This is a genomic window from Sanguibacter suaedae, from assembly GCF_016342785.1.
GTDB lineage: Bacteria > Actinomycetota > Actinomycetes > Actinomycetales > Cellulomonadaceae > Sanguibacter > Sanguibacter suaedae.
On sequence record NZ_JAEINH010000011.1, the window covers coordinates 68,916 to 86,774 of the forward strand.

General features: G+C 73.0%; 19 protein-coding genes and 2 riboswitches. Of the genes, 12 read left to right on the forward strand and 7 right to left on the reverse strand.

Translation table 11 applies throughout. The annotated features are described in order from the left end of the window. Positions 1-4 precede the first annotated feature (4 nt). The 5 genes from JAV76_RS12710 (at position 5) to JAV76_RS12730 (ending at position 5,201) form a co-directional block, all read left to right on the forward strand. Complete coding sequence (locus JAV76_RS12710) at positions 5-1,012, forward strand: siderophore-interacting protein (protein ID WP_198734438.1); 1,008 nt, start codon at positions 5-7, stop codon at positions 1,010-1,012. 105 nt (positions 1,013-1,117) lie between these two features. Beyond that, on the forward strand, positions 1,118-2,176 hold the full coding sequence (locus JAV76_RS12715) for an iron-siderophore ABC transporter substrate-binding protein (RefSeq protein WP_198734439.1): 1,059 nt from the start codon (positions 1,118-1,120) through the stop codon (positions 2,174-2,176). Positions 2,177-2,195: 19 nt separating this feature from the next. Then, positions 2,196-3,257 (forward strand): FecCD family ABC transporter permease, encoded by a 1,062-nt coding sequence (locus JAV76_RS12720; RefSeq protein ID WP_198734440.1) that lies wholly within the window; start codon positions 2,196-2,198, stop codon positions 3,255-3,257. 137 nt (positions 3,258-3,394) lie between these two features. Continuing rightward, complete coding sequence (locus tag JAV76_RS12725; RefSeq protein ID WP_307844216.1) at positions 3,395-4,366, forward strand: FecCD family ABC transporter permease; 972 nt, start codon at positions 3,395-3,397, stop codon at positions 4,364-4,366. A gap of 1 nt (position 4,367) precedes the next feature. Then, the gene (locus JAV76_RS12730; protein WP_198734442.1) at positions 4,368-5,201 is read left to right on the forward strand and encodes an ABC transporter ATP-binding protein; all 834 of its coding nucleotides are present in this window, start codon (positions 4,368-4,370) and stop codon (positions 5,199-5,201) included. A gap of 3 nt (positions 5,202-5,204) precedes the next feature. On the opposite strand, the gene JAV76_RS12735 is transcribed toward JAV76_RS12730, so the two are convergent. The 3 genes from JAV76_RS12735 to JAV76_RS12745 form a co-directional block, all read right to left on the reverse strand. Next, entirely contained in the window at positions 5,205-6,557 is a 1,353-nt protein-coding gene (locus tag JAV76_RS12735) for a hypothetical protein (RefSeq protein WP_198734443.1), read from the reverse strand. Positions 6,558-6,682: 125 nt separating this feature from the next. Beyond that, the gene (locus JAV76_RS12740) at positions 6,683-7,417 is read right to left on the reverse strand and encodes a hypothetical protein (protein ID WP_198734444.1); all 735 of its coding nucleotides are present in this window, start codon (positions 7,415-7,417) and stop codon (positions 6,683-6,685) included. A 30-nt stretch (positions 7,418-7,447) separates the two neighbouring features. Further along, the gene (locus tag JAV76_RS12745; protein ID WP_230402261.1) at positions 7,448-7,894 is read right to left on the reverse strand and encodes a hypothetical protein; all 447 of its coding nucleotides are present in this window, start codon (positions 7,892-7,894) and stop codon (positions 7,448-7,450) included. 210 nt (positions 7,895-8,104) lie between these two features. Between JAV76_RS12745 and purS the strand changes: the two genes are divergently transcribed. From purS to JAV76_RS12770, 5 genes are all read left to right on the forward strand, one after another. Next, positions 8,105-8,371, forward strand: a complete 267-nt coding sequence (gene purS / locus JAV76_RS12750) for a phosphoribosylformylglycinamidine synthase subunit PurS (protein ID WP_198734446.1) — start codon at positions 8,105-8,107, stop codon at positions 8,369-8,371. After that, positions 8,368-9,081, forward strand: coding sequence for a phosphoribosylformylglycinamidine synthase subunit PurQ (gene purQ, locus JAV76_RS12755; RefSeq protein WP_198734447.1), 714 nt, complete (start codon positions 8,368-8,370; stop codon positions 9,079-9,081). Before purS ends, purQ begins: the two co-directional genes overlap by 4 nt. A 3-nt stretch (positions 9,082-9,084) precedes the next feature. Further along, positions 9,085-9,627 (forward strand): GNAT family N-acetyltransferase, encoded by a 543-nt coding sequence (locus JAV76_RS12760; RefSeq protein ID WP_198734448.1) that lies wholly within the window; start codon positions 9,085-9,087, stop codon positions 9,625-9,627. Further along, complete coding sequence (locus JAV76_RS12765; protein WP_198734449.1) at positions 9,624-9,812, forward strand: hypothetical protein; 189 nt, start codon at positions 9,624-9,626, stop codon at positions 9,810-9,812. The genes JAV76_RS12760 and JAV76_RS12765 overlap by 4 nt, the downstream gene beginning before the upstream one ends. A gap of 92 nt (positions 9,813-9,904) precedes the next feature. Beyond that, positions 9,905-10,387, forward strand: a complete 483-nt coding sequence (locus JAV76_RS12770; protein ID WP_198734450.1) for a pyridoxamine 5'-phosphate oxidase family protein — start codon at positions 9,905-9,907, stop codon at positions 10,385-10,387. Positions 10,388-10,409: 22 nt separating this feature from the next. On the opposite strand, the gene JAV76_RS12775 is transcribed toward JAV76_RS12770, so the two are convergent. Then, the gene (locus JAV76_RS12775; RefSeq protein ID WP_307844218.1) at positions 10,410-11,624 is read right to left on the reverse strand and encodes an O-succinylhomoserine sulfhydrylase; all 1,215 of its coding nucleotides are present in this window, start codon (positions 11,622-11,624) and stop codon (positions 10,410-10,412) included. A gap of 5 nt (positions 11,625-11,629) precedes the next feature. Further along, entirely contained in the window at positions 11,630-12,061 is a 432-nt protein-coding gene (locus JAV76_RS12780; RefSeq protein ID WP_198734452.1) for a rhodanese-like domain-containing protein, read from the reverse strand. Between the two features lie 18 nt (positions 12,062-12,079). Then, positions 12,080-12,173: riboswitch (SAM riboswitch) on the reverse strand. Positions 12,174-12,284: 111 nt separating this feature from the next. Next, a riboswitch (SAM riboswitch) is annotated at positions 12,285-12,400 on the forward strand. Between the two features lie 45 nt (positions 12,401-12,445). Here JAV76_RS12780 and JAV76_RS12785 point away from each other — a divergent pair. Continuing rightward, positions 12,446-13,876: an aminotransferase class V-fold PLP-dependent enzyme gene (locus JAV76_RS12785; RefSeq protein ID WP_198734453.1), complete on the forward strand. Its 1,431-nt coding sequence runs from the start codon at positions 12,446-12,448 to the stop codon at positions 13,874-13,876. 106 nt (positions 13,877-13,982) lie between these two features. Continuing rightward, entirely contained in the window at positions 13,983-15,146 is a 1,164-nt protein-coding gene (locus tag JAV76_RS12790; RefSeq protein ID WP_198734454.1) for a globin domain-containing protein, read from the forward strand. Position 15,147: 1 nt separating this feature from the next. On the opposite strand, the gene JAV76_RS12795 is transcribed toward JAV76_RS12790, so the two are convergent. Continuing rightward, positions 15,148-16,707 carry a tetratricopeptide repeat protein gene (locus tag JAV76_RS12795; RefSeq protein ID WP_198734455.1) on the reverse strand — a complete coding sequence of 520 codons (1,560 nt, stop codon included), beginning with the start codon at positions 16,705-16,707 and terminating at the stop codon, positions 15,148-15,150. A gap of 3 nt (positions 16,708-16,710) precedes the next feature. Further along, positions 16,711-17,859 (reverse strand): ATP-binding protein (locus JAV76_RS12800; protein WP_198734456.1); only part of this gene is annotated, 1,149 nt, incomplete at its 5' end.

The window sequence follows — 17,859 nt, forward strand, 5'->3', positions numbered from 1 at the left end:
AAGCATGTCGACCACTGCAGCGACCGAGGTACGGGCCCAGCCGTCCTACCGAGCGTTCGGCGTCACCGTGAGCCGGGTGCGGCGCCTGAGCCCCTCCTTCGTCCGCCTGACCTTCGCCGGGCCGGACCTCGCCGACTTCGGTCGCACGGGCCTCGACCAACGCATCAAGGTGGTCCTCCCCACCCCCGCAGGACGCCCGGCGGACATCGCCGACTTCAGCTCCGACTCCTGGTACCAGGACTGGCGCGCCCTGCCCGACGACCAGCGCAACCCCTTCCGCACCTACACCGTCCGCGCCGTGCGCACCACGGCCACCGGCGACGTCGAGGTCGACGTCGACTTCGTCCTCCACACCGACGCCGACGGCCACTCCGGCCCCGCGTCCCGCTGGGTCGCGCAGGTCGCCCCCGGCGACACCGCCGTCATCAGCGGCCCCAACGCCCTCTACGACGGCCCGCCCGTCGGCCTCGAGTGGACCCCGCCCGCCACCGCCCGCACCCTGCTCCTCGCCGGCGACGAGACCGCGGCACCCGCCATCACCTCCATCGTCGAGAGCCTCCCCGCCGGGACCGCCGCCCACGCGTTCCTCGAGGTCCCCGAGGAGGGCGACGCCCTCGACGTCCGCGTCCCCGACGGCGTCCACCTCACCTGGCTCCCGCGCCGCGAGGCCGACGGCACCGAGCACGAGCGCGGCGTCCTCCTCGACGCCGCCGTCCGCGCCTGCATGGAGGCCCGCCGCCAGGAGCAGGTCGCCACCGACCGCGCCGCCGCCGAGATCCTCGCGGGCCTCGAGCCCGAGGACGTCGACATCGACTCCACGATCCTCTGGGACGTGCCCTCCGGCCACGACGCCCCCACCACGGGCAGCGCCGTCCCCGGCTGCTACGCGTGGATCGCCGGCGAGGCCGCCGTCGTCCGCGAGCTCCGCCGCCACCTCGTCCGCGACCTCGGCATCGACCGCCGGTCCGTCGCGTTCATGGGGTACTGGCGCCGCGGCCGCGCCGAGTGCTGACCACCGCGCACCGCCCACCCCACCAGACCTGACGGAACCGTCCGTCGTCCCCGCCGTCCGCGCCCCCGCCCGGACGCGCCGAAGCACAGCAGAGAAGGAACACCAGTGAGCATCCTCCGCCCCACCTCCCGCGCGGCCCGCGCCGCCGCGACCGTCGCCGGGGGCGCCCTCGCCCTCGCCGGTCTCGCCGCGTGCAGCACGGACTCCACCTCGTCCGGCGACTCGTCCGCCCCCGCCGCGGGCGCCGACACCGACGCGTTCCCCGTGACCATCGAGCACGCCCTCGGCGAGACCGTCGTCGACTCCGCGCCCTCGTCCGTCGTGACCATCAGCTGGGCCAACCAGGACGCCGTCATCGCGCTCGGCGTCGTGCCCACCGCCATGCCGTTCTCCACCTACGGCGGCGACGAGGACGGGTACCTCCCGTGGACCCTCGAGGCCCTCGAGGCGCTCGGCGACGAGCGGCCCACCCTCTTCTCCGAGGCCGACGGCACCCCCCTCGAGGACATCCAGACCGCCGCCCCCGACCTCATCCTCGGCACCTACTCCGGCCTCACGCAGGACGAGTACGACCAGCTGGAGAAGATCGCGCCCACCGTCGCGTACCCCGAGGTCGCGTGGGGCACCGACTGGAAGGACCAGCTCGACGTCACCGGCCGCGCCCTCGGGCTCGAGGACCAGGCGGACGACCTCGAGTCGCAGATCGAGGAGGACATCGCCGCAGCCGTCGAGGCCGCCCCCGAGATCCAGGGCAAGACCTTCGCGTACCTGTCCTTCAGCTCGGCCGACCCGTCGACCGTCACCTACTACACGACCGAGGACTCCCGCGTGGAGTTCGTCGAGTCCCTCGGCCTCGAGAGCGCCCCGAGCATCGAGACCCTCTCCGAGGGCAACGACGAGTTCTTCGGGACCATCAGCGCCGAGCTCGCCGACACCATCGACGCGGACATCGTCTTCGCGTACGTCGACAGCCCCGAGCACCTCGAGGCCGTCAAGGCCGACCCGCTCCTCGGCACCATCCCCGCCATCAAGTCCGGCGCCGTCGTCACCCTCGACGACCCGACGTTCATCCTCTCCACGTCCGCCCCGTCGCCGCTGTCCATCCCGTGGGCCGTCGACCAGTACGTCCCGCTCATCCAGGCCGCCGCAGCCGAGACCGAGTGACGGGCAGCACCACCCGCCGATGACCGCACCCGCCGTCCCGCACCAGCCGGTCGCACCCCGCACAGGGGCGCGGCCGGCTGGTCGGCGTCGGTCGGTCCTCGTCGTCGGCCTCGTCGCCGGGGCCGCCGCCCTCGTCCTCTGCGCCCTCGTGAGCGTCGCCGTCGGCGCCCGCGAGGTGCCCCTCGCCCACGCGTGGGACGCGCTCACCGCCTACACCCCCGGTGACATCGAGCACGAGGCCGTGCGCTCCCGCATCCCGCGCACCGTCCTCGGCCTCCTCGTCGGCGCGGCCCTCGGCCTCGCCGGCGCCCTCATGCAGGGCGTCACCCGCAACCCCCTCGCCGACCCGGGCATCCTCGGCGTCAACGCCGGCGCCTCCGTGCTCGTCGTCCTGGGGATCGTCGTCCTCGGCATCACCTCGCCCACCCAGTACGTGTGGTTCGCGTTCGCCGGGGCGGCCATGGCGTCCGTCGCCGTGTACGCCGTCGCGTCCCTGGGCCGTGGGGGCGCGACCCCCGTGAAGCTCGCGCTCGCCGGGGCGTGCATCACCGCCGCCCTCACGTCCCTCATCACCGCGATGCTCATCACGAGCACCGACTCCCTCGACACCTTCCGGTTCTGGCAGGTGGGCGCCGTGTCCGGGCGGTCCATGGAGACCGTCGCCACGGTCGCCCCGTACCTCGCGGTCGGCGCCGTGGTGGCGCTGGCCAGCGGCCGCGTGCTCAACGCCCTGTCCCTCGGGGACGACGTGGCCCGCGGTCTCGGCCAGCACGTGGGGCGCTCCCGGGCCCTCGCGGCCGTGGGCATCGTCCTCCTCGCCGGCGGGTCCACGGCCGCGGCGGGGCCCGTCGCCTTCGTCGGCCTGACCGTGCCGCACGTCGCCCGCGCCGTCACCGGGCCCGACTACCGGTGGATCCTCCCGTACAGCGCCGTCCTCGGGGCGGGGCTCGTCGTGGTCTCGGACATCCTCGGGCGGGTCGTGGCGCGCCCCGGCCAGCTGCAGGTGGGCATCGTCACCGCGGTCCTCGGCGCGCCGGTGTTCATCGCGCTGGTGCGCCGCCGGAAGCTGGCCGAGCTGTGACGGCCGACGTGCGCCCGGTCGTGACACCGCCGAGCGCTCCAGCTGCGCCGCCCGTTGCGCCCGGCCACGGTGCGGGGCCCGGGGGTGCGGAGCGGGTGCGTGCCGCCCGGCGCTCCCGGGGGCGTCGCGCGCGCGTCGTGAGCTGGTCGCTCGGTGCGCTCGTCCTCGTCCTGTTCGTGGTGACGCTGTGCGTGGGGACGTTCCAGGTGTCGGTGGTCGACGCGTTCCGGATCATCGGTGGCGCGCAGATCCAGGGTGCGACGTTCGTCGTGTGGGACCTGCGCCTGCCGCGTGCCCTCACGGCCGTGGGTGTGGGTGCGGCGTTCGGGCTGTCGGGTGCGATCTTCCAGACGTTGGTGCGCAACCCGTTGGCGAGCCCCGACATCATCGGGATCACGTCGGGGGCGAGCGCTGCGGCGGTCGTGGCGATCACGATGTTCGGGCTGAACCCGGCGCTGGCGGCGCCGGTGGCGTTCGCGGGTGCCCTGGTCACGGCGACCCTGATCTACACGTTGGCGTGGCGGGGCGCGGTGTCCGGGTACCGCCTGGTCCTCGTGGGCATCGGGATGGCCGCGGTCCTCAACGCGGTGGTGAGCTATGCGATGACGCGCGCCGAGGTGACGGACGCCGCGGAGGCGCTCGTGTGGCTCACGGGGTCGCTCAACGCGAGCACGTGGTCGCGGCTGCCGGGCCTGTTCCTGCCGCTGGCGGTGCTGCTGCCTGCCGCCCTGGTGCTGGCGCGCCCGTTGCGGGGGTTGCAGCTGGGTGACGACCTGGCGGCGGGTCTGGGTGTGCGGACGGAGCGGTCGAAGGTGGTGCTCATCGTGGTGGCCGTGGGTCTGGCGGCGATCGCGACGGCGGCGGCGGGGCCGGTGGCGTTCGTGGCGTTCGTGTCGGGGCCGATCGCGCGCCGGTTGGCGCGCGGGTCGGGGCTGGCGTTGGTGCCGGCGGCGCTGGTGGGGGCGTCGGTGGTCCTGGCGGCCGATTTTGTGGGTGCGCAGCTGTTGGGTGGGGTGCGCATGCCGGTGGGCATCATCACGGGCGTCGTGGGCGCACCGTTCCTCTTGTGGCTGTTGGCGCAGTCGAACCGCACCGGAAGGGGTGGGTGACGTGGAGCATCATGGTCTTGCCGCGGAGTCGTTGACGTTGGGGTACGACTCGCGGGTGGTGGTCCCGGATCTGAGCGTGGTGGTCCCTCCGGGGAAGATCACGGTGATCGTGGGCGCGAACGCGTGCGGGAAGTCGACGTTGTTGCGCGGTTTGGCGCGGTTGTTGGCGCCGTCGGGTGGTCGGGTGCTGCTGGACGGGAAGGACATCCGGTCGCGGTCGACGCGGGACGTGGCGCGGGTGCTGGGGTTGTTGCCGCAGACGCCGATCGCGCCGGAGGGCATCACGGTCGCGGACCTGGTGGGGCGGGGCCGGCACCCGCACCAGGGGTGGTTGCGGCAGTGGGGTCCTGAGGACGACGTGGCCGTGGCCGACGCGTTGGAGGCGACGGGGACGGCTGACCTGGCGGAGCGGTCGGTGGATGAGCTGTCGGGTGGGCAGCGTCAGCGGGTGTGGATCGCGATGGCGTTGGCGCAGCAGACGGACCTGTTGTTGTTGGACGAGCCGACGACGTTCTTGGACGTGGCGCACCAGATCGAGGTGCTGGATCTGTTGTGCGGTCTGAACCGGTCGTCGGGGCGGACGATCGTCATGGTGCTGCACGACCTGAACCTGTCGGCCCGGTACGCGGATCATCTGATCGCGATGAAGCAGGGGCAGATCCACAGTCAGGGGTCACCGCAGGAGGTGGTGACGGCTGCGGGCGTGGAGGACGTGTTCGGGTTGCGGTGCCGGGTGATCGACGACCCGGAGACGGGGACACCGCTGATGGTGCCGATCGCGGCACCGCACCTCATCGGCCCTGGGCGGTTCGGGGTGCGGTCGGGCGTGGCCTGAGGGTCACCACTCGTCGTCGTCCGGTTCAGGTGCGGCCGGGCGTGGTGCGGCGGCGAGCGCGGCGCGGGACCCGGCGCGCATGGCGGCGACCGGGTCGGGTCGGGTGGGGTCGTCGTCGATGCGTGGCGCGATGTAGCCGCCGTCGGTCCGGCGTCGGTCCTTGGACGAGCTGCCGGCGCCGGCACCGCCGCCGCCCATGACCCCGTGGGTGCCGGACGCGCCCGACGCGCCGCCGGTACCCGTGGTCCCCGGTGCGCTCCCGGGCATGCCTGCGCCGCGTGCGCCGACGGTTCCGCCTGTGCCTGCGCCGCCCGGGCCTGCGATACCGGTGGCGCCTGCACGGGAGCCGGCACCGGTGCCTCCGCCTCCGAAGAGGCCTGATCCTGCCGCCCCGAGGGCACCGGACCGGGCGCCACCGAGAAGACCTGCCGCCCCGGCGCCGACCACACCGGCGCCGAGTCCTGCAGGTCCGTGGCCGCTGCTGCCCATAGCGCTGCTCCCGCCGGCCGCACCGGTCCCGAACCCGCTGCCGAGGGCCGACGCGCTCGCCCGGTCACCGGCACCGAGACCGCCTGTGCGGTCGACGTACCCGCCGGTGGTGCCGTCGACGGACGTGTGGTTGCCGGGTCCGCCCGCGGGTCCCCCGGTGCCGCCTGCGCCTGAGCCCGCGTCGGTGGCGTGGTCACCCGCGCCCACCGCACCGGCGCCGTGGTCGCCCGCGCCGGTCCCGCCGGTGCCTGCCCCGTACCCGGTGCTGCCCGTCCCACCGGGGTTCCCGGCCCAACCGGAGGTGACCTGTGCGCTCCCGGTCCCGCCGTTCCCGGGTGTACCAGGACCGTAGGGTGTGCTGCCGTGCCCGCCCGTGGTGCTGGGCCCGTAGCCGCCCGGGGATGTCGCGCCGGACCAGCCGTCCCTCCCGGTGTCGCTCGGCAGGGTGGGGCCGGGCATGAGGGACTGGGGGTCGACGGCGTTCTCCTCCGCGAAGATCTTGATGCTGTCGACGGTGGACCGCATGGCGGCTGCCTGCGCGTCGATGCGTTGCAGGGCGAGGGCCGCCTGGGTCTCCACCTGGTCGTCGCTGAGGGGCGCGCTCTGCATGAGGTCGCTGACCTGGTACGACGGCCCGCCGAGGCCGTCGGCGAGCGTGCGGTTGGTGGCGACCAGCTCCTCGGCCTGCTCCGCGACGGTCTTCAACGAGGTGACGTTCGCGGAGTGCTCGTACAGCTTGCGGCCGAGCTCGACGAACGACTCCGCCGAGTCCTCCGCCGAGCGCCCTGTCCAGCCGACGTCGGCGGCGATCCTGCTCAGGGACGCCGCGACCTCGTCGAGCGCCGCGCTCGCATTGCCGAGCTTCATGGAATCGTAGGATCCGGAGTCGATGACCGAGGACTGGTGGATCCGGTCCAGGGCCCTCTTGTTGGTTCCTTCTGTCGACATAAGTCCTCCTGGGGTGGGTCCGGCTGGACTGCGTGTCTACGTCGTCAGACAGCCGTGTAGTGGACGAGGACGTAGTCGGGTCGGCCGTCGGGTCCGATCCAGTCGATGAAGATCTGCCACTGGCCTCCTGCCACCTGGGAGGGGGGGATCTCGACGCACGGGACCCCTTCGGCCGACGGGTCCTCGTTCACGTAGCCCGGCCAGTAGGTCTCGACGGCCATCCCGTACCTGCCGCACGTGTTGATGGCGGTCGTCGTGCCGTCGGCGGCGAGGTGGCTCACGGTGATGGAGTTGAGCCGGTCCTGGTCGTCGGTGTCCCCGTTGTAGACGATGCTGGACGGTGCGGAGACGTAGACCATGCCGGGTTCTGGTGGATACCAGTCCATCGTGCTGGGGCTGGTCTGCTGGAGCTGGGGTTCGAGCTCGGGCCAGCTGTCGGTGTCGGTCTCGCCGATGGTCATGGTCCAGTCGTCGAGGATGACGAAGGTGTCGCCGGGCCCGTACGGGTTCTCGGGGGTGCCCACGGTCACCCCCGGGACCTCGGCCTCCTCGGCCTCCTCGGACGACGCCGCGGGGCCGGGAGTCGTTCCGGCGGCCGGTGTCGTCGCAGGATCCGATCCGTCGGAACCGTCACCGAGGGCTCCCGAGATCACCAGGGCTCCGGCGGCCGCGCCCACGACGAGTGCTCCGGCCAGCGCGACGAGTGCCGGGCGTCGTGCCGAACGTGGTGCGCCTGCTCGTACCGGTTCCCGGGGGTCCGGGGTCTCCGACTGTGACACGGGTGGTGCCTTCCTGCTGGTGTGACGTTCCTAGAACGGCTGCTGGTGCTGGTGGGTCTTGATGATGTGCCCGTTCTGCTGGACGTCCGGGGTGGGGATCGGGGGCGGGGCGAGCGCGTCGTCGATCCGTCGTTCGAGCGAGCTCAGGGCGTCGAGCGCTGCCTGGTCCTGCCACTGCATGTCGGTGGCGAAGGTACGGATCGCCTCGGCCATGCCCACGAGCTTGAGCTCGGCCTGGTCGAGGACCGCGATGATCGCGGACGAGGCGTCCCTGTACGTCTGGGCGAAGGTGACCAGCGACGGCACCGTCGACCACGACTGCCGGGCGGGGCGCGTCGCGATCGACTCGAGCTCGTCGCGAGCCGTCGCGAGCCGGCTGAGGGCTCCTTCGACTGCCGTGGCCTTCGCGAGCAGCTCCTCGATCGAGTTGATCGTGACGGTTCCCGTCGGCACGACCGTCGGTAGATCGCTTGCCACGATGTCCCCCCATGTCGATTCGTCGCACGCCCGAGGCGGTACGTGTCCTCCAGCAGATTAGGTCACGGCGAAGGCTGCGTGGGGTTCCGCGCATGGGGCGAGGTCCCCATGGTGGGCGCCCCGCGGGTGGGCTGGACGCTCGCGATAAACTGGCCCCCGCTGCAGCCACCCGCCGCTCCAGCGCACCAGATCCGATCCTGAGGAGCCCCTGTGGGACGCGTAGTCGTCGACGTCATGCCGAAGCCCGAGATCCTCGACCCGCAGGGGAAGGCCGTCGCCGGTGCCCTGCCGCGTCTCGGCCTCGACCAGTTCGTGAGCGTCCGTCAGGGCAAGCGGTTCGAGCTCGAGGTCGAGGGCGACGTCACCCCCGAGGTCCTCGCCGCCGCCCGAGAGGCCGCGGAGCGTGTGCTGTCCAACCCGATCATCGAGGACGTCGTGAACGTCGTCGACGCCGCCGCCGAGGTCTCGCAGGCATGACCACCCTCACCGACGCCCGCGTCGGCGTCATCACGTTCCCCGGCACCCTCGACGACCGCGACGCCGCGCGCGCCGTGCGCCTCGCAGGCGGGACCGCGGTGCCCCTGTGGCACGCGGACGCCGACCTCCACGACGTCGACGCCGTAGTCCTCCCCGGCGGGTTCTCCTACGGGGACTACCTGCGTGCCGGCGCCATCTCCCGGTTCGCACCCGTCATGGAGTCGCTCGTCGACGCCGCCCAGGGTGGGCTGCCCGTCCTCGGCATCTGCAACGGCTTCCAGATCCTCACCGAGGCCCACCTGCTGCCCGGCTCCATGATCAAGAACGACCACCTGGCGTTCGTCTGCCGCGAGCAGACCCTCACCGTCGAGAACACCGGCACCGCGTGGACGCGCGACTTCGAGGACGGTGAGGAGATCACCATCCCCCTGAAGAACCAGGACGGCCAGTTCGTCGCCGACGAGCGCACCCTCGACGAGCTCGAGGGGGAGGGGCGCGTCGTGTTCCGCTACTCCGGGTGGAACCCCAACGGGTCACGCCGCGGCATCGCCGGCATCAGCAACGAGGCCGGGAACGTCGTCGGACTCATGCCCCACCCGGAGCACGCCGTCGAGAAGGGCTTCGGCACCGCCGGGGACGCCGGACCCCGGGCAGGCACCGACGGCCTGAAGTTCTTCACGTCGGTCCTCAGCACCCTCGTCCACGCCTGACCCATGGTCGCGGAGACGACCCAGCACACCACCGCGGCCCGGCCCGACTCCGGTGACGTGACCCTCGAGGCCGTCGCGTGGGACCACCCGGCAGGCGTCGCGCTGCGCGACGCGCAGCAGGCCGAGCTGCGAGCCAGGTACGGCACGGACGACGAGCCCGGCCCACCACCCACCGGTGACGGGCTCGTCGTCCTCCTGCTGCTCACCGTCGACGGGCACCCCGTCGGGTGCGGTGCCGTCCAGGACATCACCGGGCTCTACCCCGAGCACGGCCACGGGCCCGTGGGTGAGGTGAAACGCCTCTACGTCGAACCCGGATCGCGTGGGCGCGGCCTGTCCCGGCGCATCATGCGCGAGCTCCACGCCCGCGCCACGGTGCACGGACTCCACCGGCTCGTCCTCGAGACCGGCGACGCCCAGCCCGAGGCCGTCGGGCTCTACGAGTCCCTCGGGTACAGGCGCATCCCGAACTACGGGGCGTACGCCGCCGACCCCCGATCCCTGTGCTTCACCCTCGACCTCACCGACAGGACCACACCCGCATGACGGTCGTCATCTCCCTCGCGATCATCGCCGTCGTGGTCGTCGCCATCCGCTCCTCCTCCCGCGGGACCCACCGTCGCGGCGGGGGCGGTCACGGCGGCGACAGCAGCGACGGCGGCTCCTGGTGGTCCGACGGCGGCAGCGACTCCGGCGGGTCCGACGGCGGTGGTGGAGGCGGCGGCGACTGACCCGGGCCTCCGGGGGCGGGCCCGACGTCGCCGACCTACCGTGGGAGGACCACGCCGGTGACACCGAGACCGGCCGACAGGAGGGACGCACCATGACCGAGGACGCCGCTGTCGAGAAGGTCGCAGGGCTCATCGCCGACGCGAAGATCGCGATGCTCACCACCGTCGCCCCCGACGGGCGGCTCGTCAGCCGCCCCATGGGGCTCCAGGACGTCGACTTCGACGGCGACCTGTGGTTCTTCGCCGACGCGGACAGCCACAAGGTCGACGAGATCCAGCACGACAGCCACGCCAACGTCACGGTGAGCACCAGCACGTCGTGGGTGTCGCTGTCCGGCCGCGCGCAGGTCGTCAAGGACACTGCACGCGCCAAGGAGCTGTGGGGTGCGAGCGCCGAGGCCTGGTACCCGGACGGCCCCGAGACGCCGGGGCTGGTGCTCGTCGTCGTGCGCGGCGAGACCGCCGAGTACTGGGACACGCCCGGCGGACGCGTCGCGTCCGCACTGAGCTTCGCGAAGGCGAAGCTCACCGGCGAGCGCTACGACGGCGGCGAGAACGAGACCGTCCGCCTCTGACGGGCGGCGGCGCTGACGGCCGTCAGCCCGCGGCGAGGGCCCGCTCGACGTCCTCGATGATGTCCAGCGGGTCCTCGAGGCCGACGCTCAGGCGCACCGTCGTCTCGGCGATGCCCACCGCAGCGCGCCCCTCCGGGCCGAGCTTGCGGTGCGTCGTCGTCGCGGGGTGCGTGACGAGGGACTTCGCGTCGCCCAGGTTGTTGGAGATGTCCACGACCTCCAGGGCGTCGAGGAACGCGAACGCCCGCGCCTTCGCCGCGTCCGGGCCGGTGCCGTCGGGCACGGCGAGGTCGAACGTCACGACCGTCCCGCCGCCGGACTGCTGCGAGCGGGCGAGGTCGTGCTGGGGGTGCGACGGCAGGAACGGGTAGCGCACCCGCCCGATGCCCGGCAGGGTCTCGAGGTGCTCGGCGACGCGCAGCGCCGCCGCGGTCTGCGCGTGCACGCGCAGCGGGAGCGTCTCCAGGCCCTTGAGGAGCACCCACGCGTTGAAGGGGCTGAGCGACGGCCCGGTGTTGCGGATGAACTTCTGCACCGGCCCGTCGATGTACTCTTTCGAGCCGAGGATCGCGCCGCCGAGGACGCGGCCCTGCCCGTCGATGTGCTTGGTCGCGGAGTACACCACGACGTCCGCGCCGAGCGTGAAGGGCTGCTGCAGCACCGGCGTCGCGAACACGTTGTCGAGGACGACGACGGCACCGGCGGCGCGGGCGAGCTCGCACACTCGGCGCACGTCGACGACGTCCTGCATGGGGTTGGAGGGCGTCTCGAAGAACACGACGTCCGCGGGGGTGGCCAGGGCTGCCTCCCACTGGTCGGTCTCGTGGCCGTCGACGTAGTCGACCTGCACGCCCCAGTCCTTGAAGATCTCCTCGAAGATCACCACGGTGGACCCGAAGAGGGCACGCGCGGAGACGATGCGTGACCCGCTCCTGACGAGCGCCGCGAGGGACGTGAACACGGCGGACATCCCGGTGGCGGTCGCGTAGCAGGCCTCGGCCCCGTCGAGGAGGCGAAGGCGTTCCTCGAACATGTGGACGGTGGGGTTGCCGTAGCGGGAGTAGATGAAGCGGTCGACGTCGCCCGCGAAGGCGGCCTCGGCCTCGGCGCCGCTGGCGTACACGAACCCCTGGGTGAGGAACACCGGTTCGGACGTCTCCGCGAAGTCGGAGCGGACCTGGCCGCCGCGCACGGCGAGCGTCGCGGGCCGCAGGGCCCGCGGGGCGGGCCCGTCCACGGCGGTCACTCCTGGCCCTGGTAGCCGGTGGACGGCAGGCCGCGCAGGCGCCACCCGTTCACGGTGCGCCCGCCGTGGGCGTCGGTGTCGCCCTCGAAGCCTTCGAGGACGTTGTACGACGGCCCGAACCCGGCGGCGGTCGCGTCGATCGCGGCGCCGACGGAACGGTTGCCGGCGCGGCACAGGAAGACGAGCGGGCGCTCGTCGCCGGGCTGCACACCGGCCTTCTCCGCGACCTCGGCGACGAACCTCTCGTTCGGTCCGTGCGCGGTGGTCCACTCGACGAGGACGAGCTCCTGCCCGTCGAGCCCGCTCACGTCGGGGATGCCGACGTGGCGCCACTCGCCCTCGGTGCGCACGTCCACGAGGACGGCGCGGGGGTCGTCGCGGAGCAGGTCCCAGGCCTGCTGGGGGGTGAGGTCGCCTGCGTAGGTCATGTGATGCCTCCGTCGTCCGTTCCATCGGTCCTGGCGGTAGCACCCTCACCTCGTCGCGAGGGGGTTGCTGCGGCGTCGTCGTGCCAGGTCACTCGGCCGCTCTGGATGGGTCGTCCGACCAGGATCGCTCCCACCTCCTGAAAATGAGACCCCGTGATCACATGCTGAGATGCACCCGGTCGGTGCGTTGACACCCCCGCCACCGTCGCTGATCGTTGAGTCAGGTCACGAGTGCCAGCAGAATGCCCCGGCTTGCTGGCCGGCAACCCTCCTCCGCGGTGGGGTGCCCCGGGTGAAGACCTGGCCGGACGTCGCCCGACGCCCCGGCAAGCGCGGGGTCCGCCGTCACCGGCGGTCGGTCCCCCGGAACCACGGAGGACCCCCATGTCTCGACCCGCCGCACCCTGTCTGCCCGTCGTCGGCTCCGACACCCGCGTCCCCCTCGTCGACGGCCGCACCGTCACCTACGCCAACCTCGACTGCGCAGCCAGCGCCCCCGCGCTGCGCGCCGTCGCCGACCGCGTCGCCGAGGTCCTGCCCCTCTACGCGAGCGTCCACCGTGGCGCCGGGTACCTCTCCCAGGTGTCCACCGCCCTCTACGAGGCCTCCCGCCGCACCATCGGCGGGTTCGTCGGTGCTCGCGAGGAGGACGTCACCATCATCACGCGCAACACCACCGACTCCCTCAACCTCCTCGCCGGGTGCGTCCCCACCGGACCCGACGGCGAACCAGGGCGCGTCCTCGTCCTCGACGTCGAGCACCACGCCAACCTCCTGCCCTGGCAGCGCAGCGACGGGGGAGCGACCGTCGTCGTCGGCCGCGAGTCCGTGGCAGCCACCCTCGACGCCCTGCGCACCGAGCTCGCCGCGGCCCCCCACGCCCTCGTCGCCATCACCGGGGCCTCCAACGTCACGGGGGAGTCGCTGCCCCTCGCCGACGTCGTGCGCATCGCCCACGACGCCGGGGCGCGCGTCGCCGTCGACGGCGCCCAGCTGGTCCCGCACCGCCCGTTCTCCCTCGCCGCCACCGGCGTCGACTACGTGTCCTTCTCCGGCCACAAGACCTACGCACCCTTCGGGGCCGGAGCCCTCGTGGGACGCCGCGACTGGCTCGACGTCGGCCGGCCGTACCTCGCCGGCGGCGGAGCCGTCCGACAGGTCGGCATCGACGACGTCGCCTGGGCCCCTGCCCCCGCCCGGCACGAGGCCGGGTCGCCCAACGTCGTCGGCGCCGTCGCGCTCGCCGCAGCGTGCGACGCCCTCGCCGCACTTCCCGACGGTGCCCTCGAGCGCCACGAGGCCGTGCTGCGCGAGCGCCTCGTGACCGGCCTCGAGGGCGTGCCCGGCGTCGAGATCGTCCGCGCCTGGGCGGACTCCGTCGACCCCGTCGCCGTCGTGACGTTCTCCGTGGTGGGCCACGACCCGGGCCTCGTCGCCGCGTACCTGTCCGCCGAGCACGGCATCGGGGTGCGCGACGGACGCTTCTGCGCGCACCCGCTCCTCGCCCGCCTCGGGTACGACGCCGGGGCCGTCCGGGCGAGCGTCGGCGTCGGCACCACCCTCGACGAGGTCGACCGCCTCGTCGGCGCCCTCGCCGCGTACGTCGCCCACGGACCCACCGCGCGGTACGAGGTGGTCGACGGGTGCTGGTCCGTCGTCGACGACCCCCGTCCCCTGCCCGACGTCACCGGCCTCACCGGGCTCGTCGGCACCGCCGCCGCGGCCCTCGGCGCCGCCGGGTCCGCGTGCGGGCCCGCGCCCGCCGCGACCGGGCCTGCACAGCACGCCGACGCGGTGGAGCTCGCCCGCGTCTGAGGGGCCGACCGTGGTGTCTGTGAAGTCACTCACGTGAAAAATTACCGGCCTGTTCGGGCTCTTAGTGTGGATCTGTCACCATCCCCGCAGATCCCCGAGGAGCACCATGCTGTCCGAGAAGTCCCGCCCGGTCATCGAGGCGACCATCGGTCTCGTCGCCTCCCGCATCGGCGAGATCACCCCCAAGTTCTACGCCCGCATGTTCGCCGCCAGGCCCGACCTCCTCGACGGACTCTTCAGCCGCGCCAACCAGCGCTCCGGTGAGCAGCAGAAGGCGCTCGCCGGGTCCATCGCGACCTTCGCGTCGTGGCTGCTGGAGCACCCGGACACGCTGCCCGAGCCCGTCCTCGCCCGGATCGCCCACAAGCACGTGTCCCTCGGCATCGTCGAGGAGCAGTACCCCATCGTGTACGAGCACCTCTTCGCGGCCATCGTCGACGACCTCGGCGACGCCGTCACCCCCGAGGTCGCCGAGGCGTGGACCGAGGTGTACTGGCTCATGGCCCACGCCCTCGTCGCCCTCGAGAAGGGCCTGTACTCCGAGCTCGCGACCACCGCCCCCTGGGCGCCGTGGCGCATCGTCGAGAAGCGCCGTGCCGGAGCGGGCGCCATGACGTTCGTCCTCGAGCCCGCCGACGACACCCCCGTCACCCCGGCCCGTCCCGGCCAGTACGTGAGCGTCCGCGTCGAGCTCGCCGACGGGTTGCGTCAGGTCCGCCAGTACTCCCTGTCCGCGGACGTCGCCACCGACCGCCGCGTCTTCACCACCAAGCTCGACGACGGCGGCGAGGTGTCGCCCGTCCTCCACCGGTCCGTCGACGTCGGTGACGTCGTCGAGCTGTCCCACCCGTGCGGTGACGTCACGCTCGACGACGGCGACCACCCGATCGTCCTCGCGACCGCGGGCATCGGCTGCACCCCGGCCGCCTCGATCCTGCGGTCCCTCGTGGAGTCCGGGTCCACCCGCCGCGTCGTCGTCCTCCACGCCGACCGCGCCCTCGACCAGTGGGCGCTGCGCGAGCAGATGCTCGACGACGTGGACCGCCTCCACGACGCCGGCCTCACGCTGTGGCTCGAGGAACCCGCCGCCGGGGCCCGCACCGGGTTCATGTCCCTCGAGGACGTCTCCCTGCCCACCGACGCCACCGTCTACCTGTGCGGGCCGCTGCCCTTCATGAAGTCGATCCGCGAGCAGGTCCTCGCAGCAGGGGTCCCCGCGCAGCGCGTCCGCTACGAGGTGTTCGGCCCCGACGTCTGGCTCGCCGCCTGAGTCACCCCTCGGGGACGCCGAGGTCCGGGATCTCCGGGAACTCCTGGAACTCGAACGTCGGGATCGAGACGGTCGGGGCGGGGCGCGGGGTGAAGCGGTCGGGGTCGAAGGTCGTCGTGGACGGGACCACGAGGGGCGTGCGGGACCGTTCCTGCGCGCCCCACTCCCGCACGGCGTCCGCGACGCCACCCGTCGAGGTGACCAGGAGGGCCCCGGCCAGGAGCACGGGCACCACCACGAGGAGCACGCCCCGCGCCGACGGACCGTCCGCGACGGACGCGGTGAGGACCACCGCCTCGGCGACCGCCACGAGCGCCACGACGGCCGCGATCACGCCGATCGCCGACCGAGCCGCCTCGTCCTCGGGCGAGGCCCCCGGGAACAGTGCGACGAACACCAGCGGCAGGAGCAGCACCGGCACCACGAAGGCATGCCGGAACCGCTCCCGGACGAGCCTGGACGTCAACGGGCCGGCGCGAGAACCCCGGTCCGCGCCGGACTCCGCCGCGATCGCGTCGTCCGCACGACGCGCCTGCGCCCGCTCGTACCCGAGGCCCGCCGCGCGCGTCGCCGCCCACGCCAGCACCGCGACGACCAGACCCCACGCACCGAACACCCCGCCCATCGAGAGCACCACCCCACCACCCGCACCGGCGACGACGGCGAGCGTCGCACCGTACCGGGTGACCAGCCGCCACGGGGCGCGGGACGCGAGCTCCTCACGCACCGGGTCCGGCAGTCGTTCGAGAGTCGCGGACCGCACCCCGAACACGAGGAACCCGGCCACGAGGACCAGCGCCACCCACGCCGCACGGAAACCACCGCCCGGGACGACGCACCCCAGGGCGAGGAGCACAGGCATGAACCACAGCATCGTGAGGAGCCGGCGTCGCCGCCGCGACACGACGCTGTCGAACATGGCCTGCAGCCGCGGGTCCGTAGGGGAGCCGGCGAGCATCCCCGACACGATGTCCAGGGACTCCTCCGTGGGGGTCCCGTCGAACCCGGCCTTCGTCATGAGGAGGCCGGTGTCCGTGGGGAACCTCTCGAGGCCCTCGTCGACGAGGCGGCGCGCCTCGGCCGTATTGCCCAGGTGCACCTCGATCTCCGCGGCCGTCCGCACGAACCACGCCGCCCCGCCGCTGTACTCCAGGGCCAACAGGTAGCTCTCACGGACGCGCACCCGGCCGGCCGGCGACGTGTCGCGCAACCCGCTCAGCGCACGGCACATGTGCGCCACGGGGTTCTCCGGCTCCCGAGCCAGGACCACGGACACGTGCTGGTCCATGACGTCCCACCGCTGCAGGCGGTACGCCGCCCACGCCCGGAGGATGTGAGCCGGGACCAGGTCCGGGTCGGCGACGAGGGCTGCCTCCGTCGTCGTCAGGACGTCCGACCACCGTTCCTGGTCGTCGAGGACGCGTGCGAGGGCCAGGAGGAGGCGCGCGTCGCGCGGAGCCTGCGCGAGTGCCTCCCGCACCAGCGTCTCGGCGCGGTCGGACCTGCCCAGCGCCAGGAACGACTCGGCGCGGTAGACGACGCCGTCGATCTCGTCGGCCACCGGTCAGCGTCGCTTGCGGGACGCGATGTGCTCGGCGAGGTCGTCGTACCGGCCGTCCGTGTTCGCGAACGACACGACGTTCTTGGCCCCGGCGAACCATGCCCCCGTCGACGGCTTGATCTCCTTGAGGACGTGCCGCAGCTCCGCCATGGTGATGGGCTGCACCTCGCCGGCCGCGATGGACCGCAGCATCGCCTGCTCCGCTGCCGACGACACGAGGTGCTCGAGGTCCGCACCGGAGAACCCGTCGGTGCTGCGCACCAGCTCGTCGAGGTCGATGCCCGCGATGGGACGCCGGTCGAGGTGCATGCGCAGGATCGCGGCCCGCGCCGGCTCGTCGGGCGGGAGCACCAGCAGCATGCGGTCGAACCGGCCCGGGCGCATGAGCGCCGGGTCCACCTCCCACGGGCTGTTCGTCGCCGCGAGCACGAAGAGGCCGTCGTTGTCGGCCGCCATGGAGTCCAGCTCCATGAGCAGCTGGTCCACCATGGCGCGCATCCCCGACCACCCGGTGCCGATGCTCGACCGCTTGGCGCCGATCGCGTCGATCTCGTCGAGGAACAGCACGGCCGGCGTGAGGGAGCGTGCGTGCTCGAAGAGGTTGTGGATGTTCTTCTCCGTCTCCCCGAAGTGCGTCCCGAGGATCTCCGAGAGGTTCGTCGTGAGGAACCGCGCCCCCAGCTCGCCCGCGATGGCGCGCGCCATGAACGTCTTGCCGCACCCGGGCGGCCCGTAGAGGACCAGCCCGCCGCGCAACGACTTGCCGAACGCCTTTGCCAGCTCCGGGTGACGCATCGGCTCGAGGAACGACTCGTGCAGGCGCCGCTTCACCAGCTCCAGACCGCCGACGTCCGCGAGCGTCACCCGCGGGCCACCCTCGTCGACCACCGGGGCCGCGACGTCGTCGCCCGGTGTGACGGGCAGCGGCTCGCCCTCCGGCGCGGGGTTCGTCACGAACGGCGGAGGGACCGGCGGGTCACCGAGCTCCGACTCCGCCTTCGACCAGTCGAAACCGGGCCGGTCCGGCCCGGGCGCCTCGGTTGACGGGTCGTCCGCTGCGGGTCCGGAGGGCGCGGCAGCCGACGGGGCCTCGGCCGATGCTCCGTCGTGGGTGGTGGTGAGGTCGGGTGCGGCGCGCATCGAGGTGGACGC

Coding starts and splice junctions, on each gene's coding strand:
- JAV76_RS12710 (WP_198734438.1), top strand. CDS start 5: ATGTCGACCACTGCAGCGACCGAGGTACGGGCCCAGCCGTCCTACCGA.
- JAV76_RS12720 (WP_198734440.1), top strand. CDS start 2,196: ATGACCGCACCCGCCGTCCCGCACCAGCCGGTCGCACCCCGCACAGGG.
- JAV76_RS12735 (WP_198734443.1), bottom strand. CDS start 6,557: ATGAAGCTCGGCAATGCGAGCGCGGCGCTCGACGAGGTCGCGGCGTCC.
- purQ (WP_198734447.1), top strand. CDS start 8,368: ATGACCACCCTCACCGACGCCCGCGTCGGCGTCATCACGTTCCCCGGC.
- JAV76_RS12760 (WP_198734448.1), top strand. CDS start 9,085: ATGGTCGCGGAGACGACCCAGCACACCACCGCGGCCCGGCCCGACTCC.
- JAV76_RS12765 (WP_198734449.1), top strand. CDS start 9,624: ATGACGGTCGTCATCTCCCTCGCGATCATCGCCGTCGTGGTCGTCGCC.
- JAV76_RS12770 (WP_198734450.1), top strand. CDS start 9,905: ATGACCGAGGACGCCGCTGTCGAGAAGGTCGCAGGGCTCATCGCCGAC.
- JAV76_RS12780 (WP_198734452.1), bottom strand. CDS start 12,061: ATGACCTACGCAGGCGACCTCACCCCCCAGCAGGCCTGGGACCTGCTC.
- JAV76_RS12785 (WP_198734453.1), top strand. CDS start 12,446: ATGTCTCGACCCGCCGCACCCTGTCTGCCCGTCGTCGGCTCCGACACC.
- JAV76_RS12790 (WP_198734454.1), top strand. CDS start 13,983: ATGCTGTCCGAGAAGTCCCGCCCGGTCATCGAGGCGACCATCGGTCTC.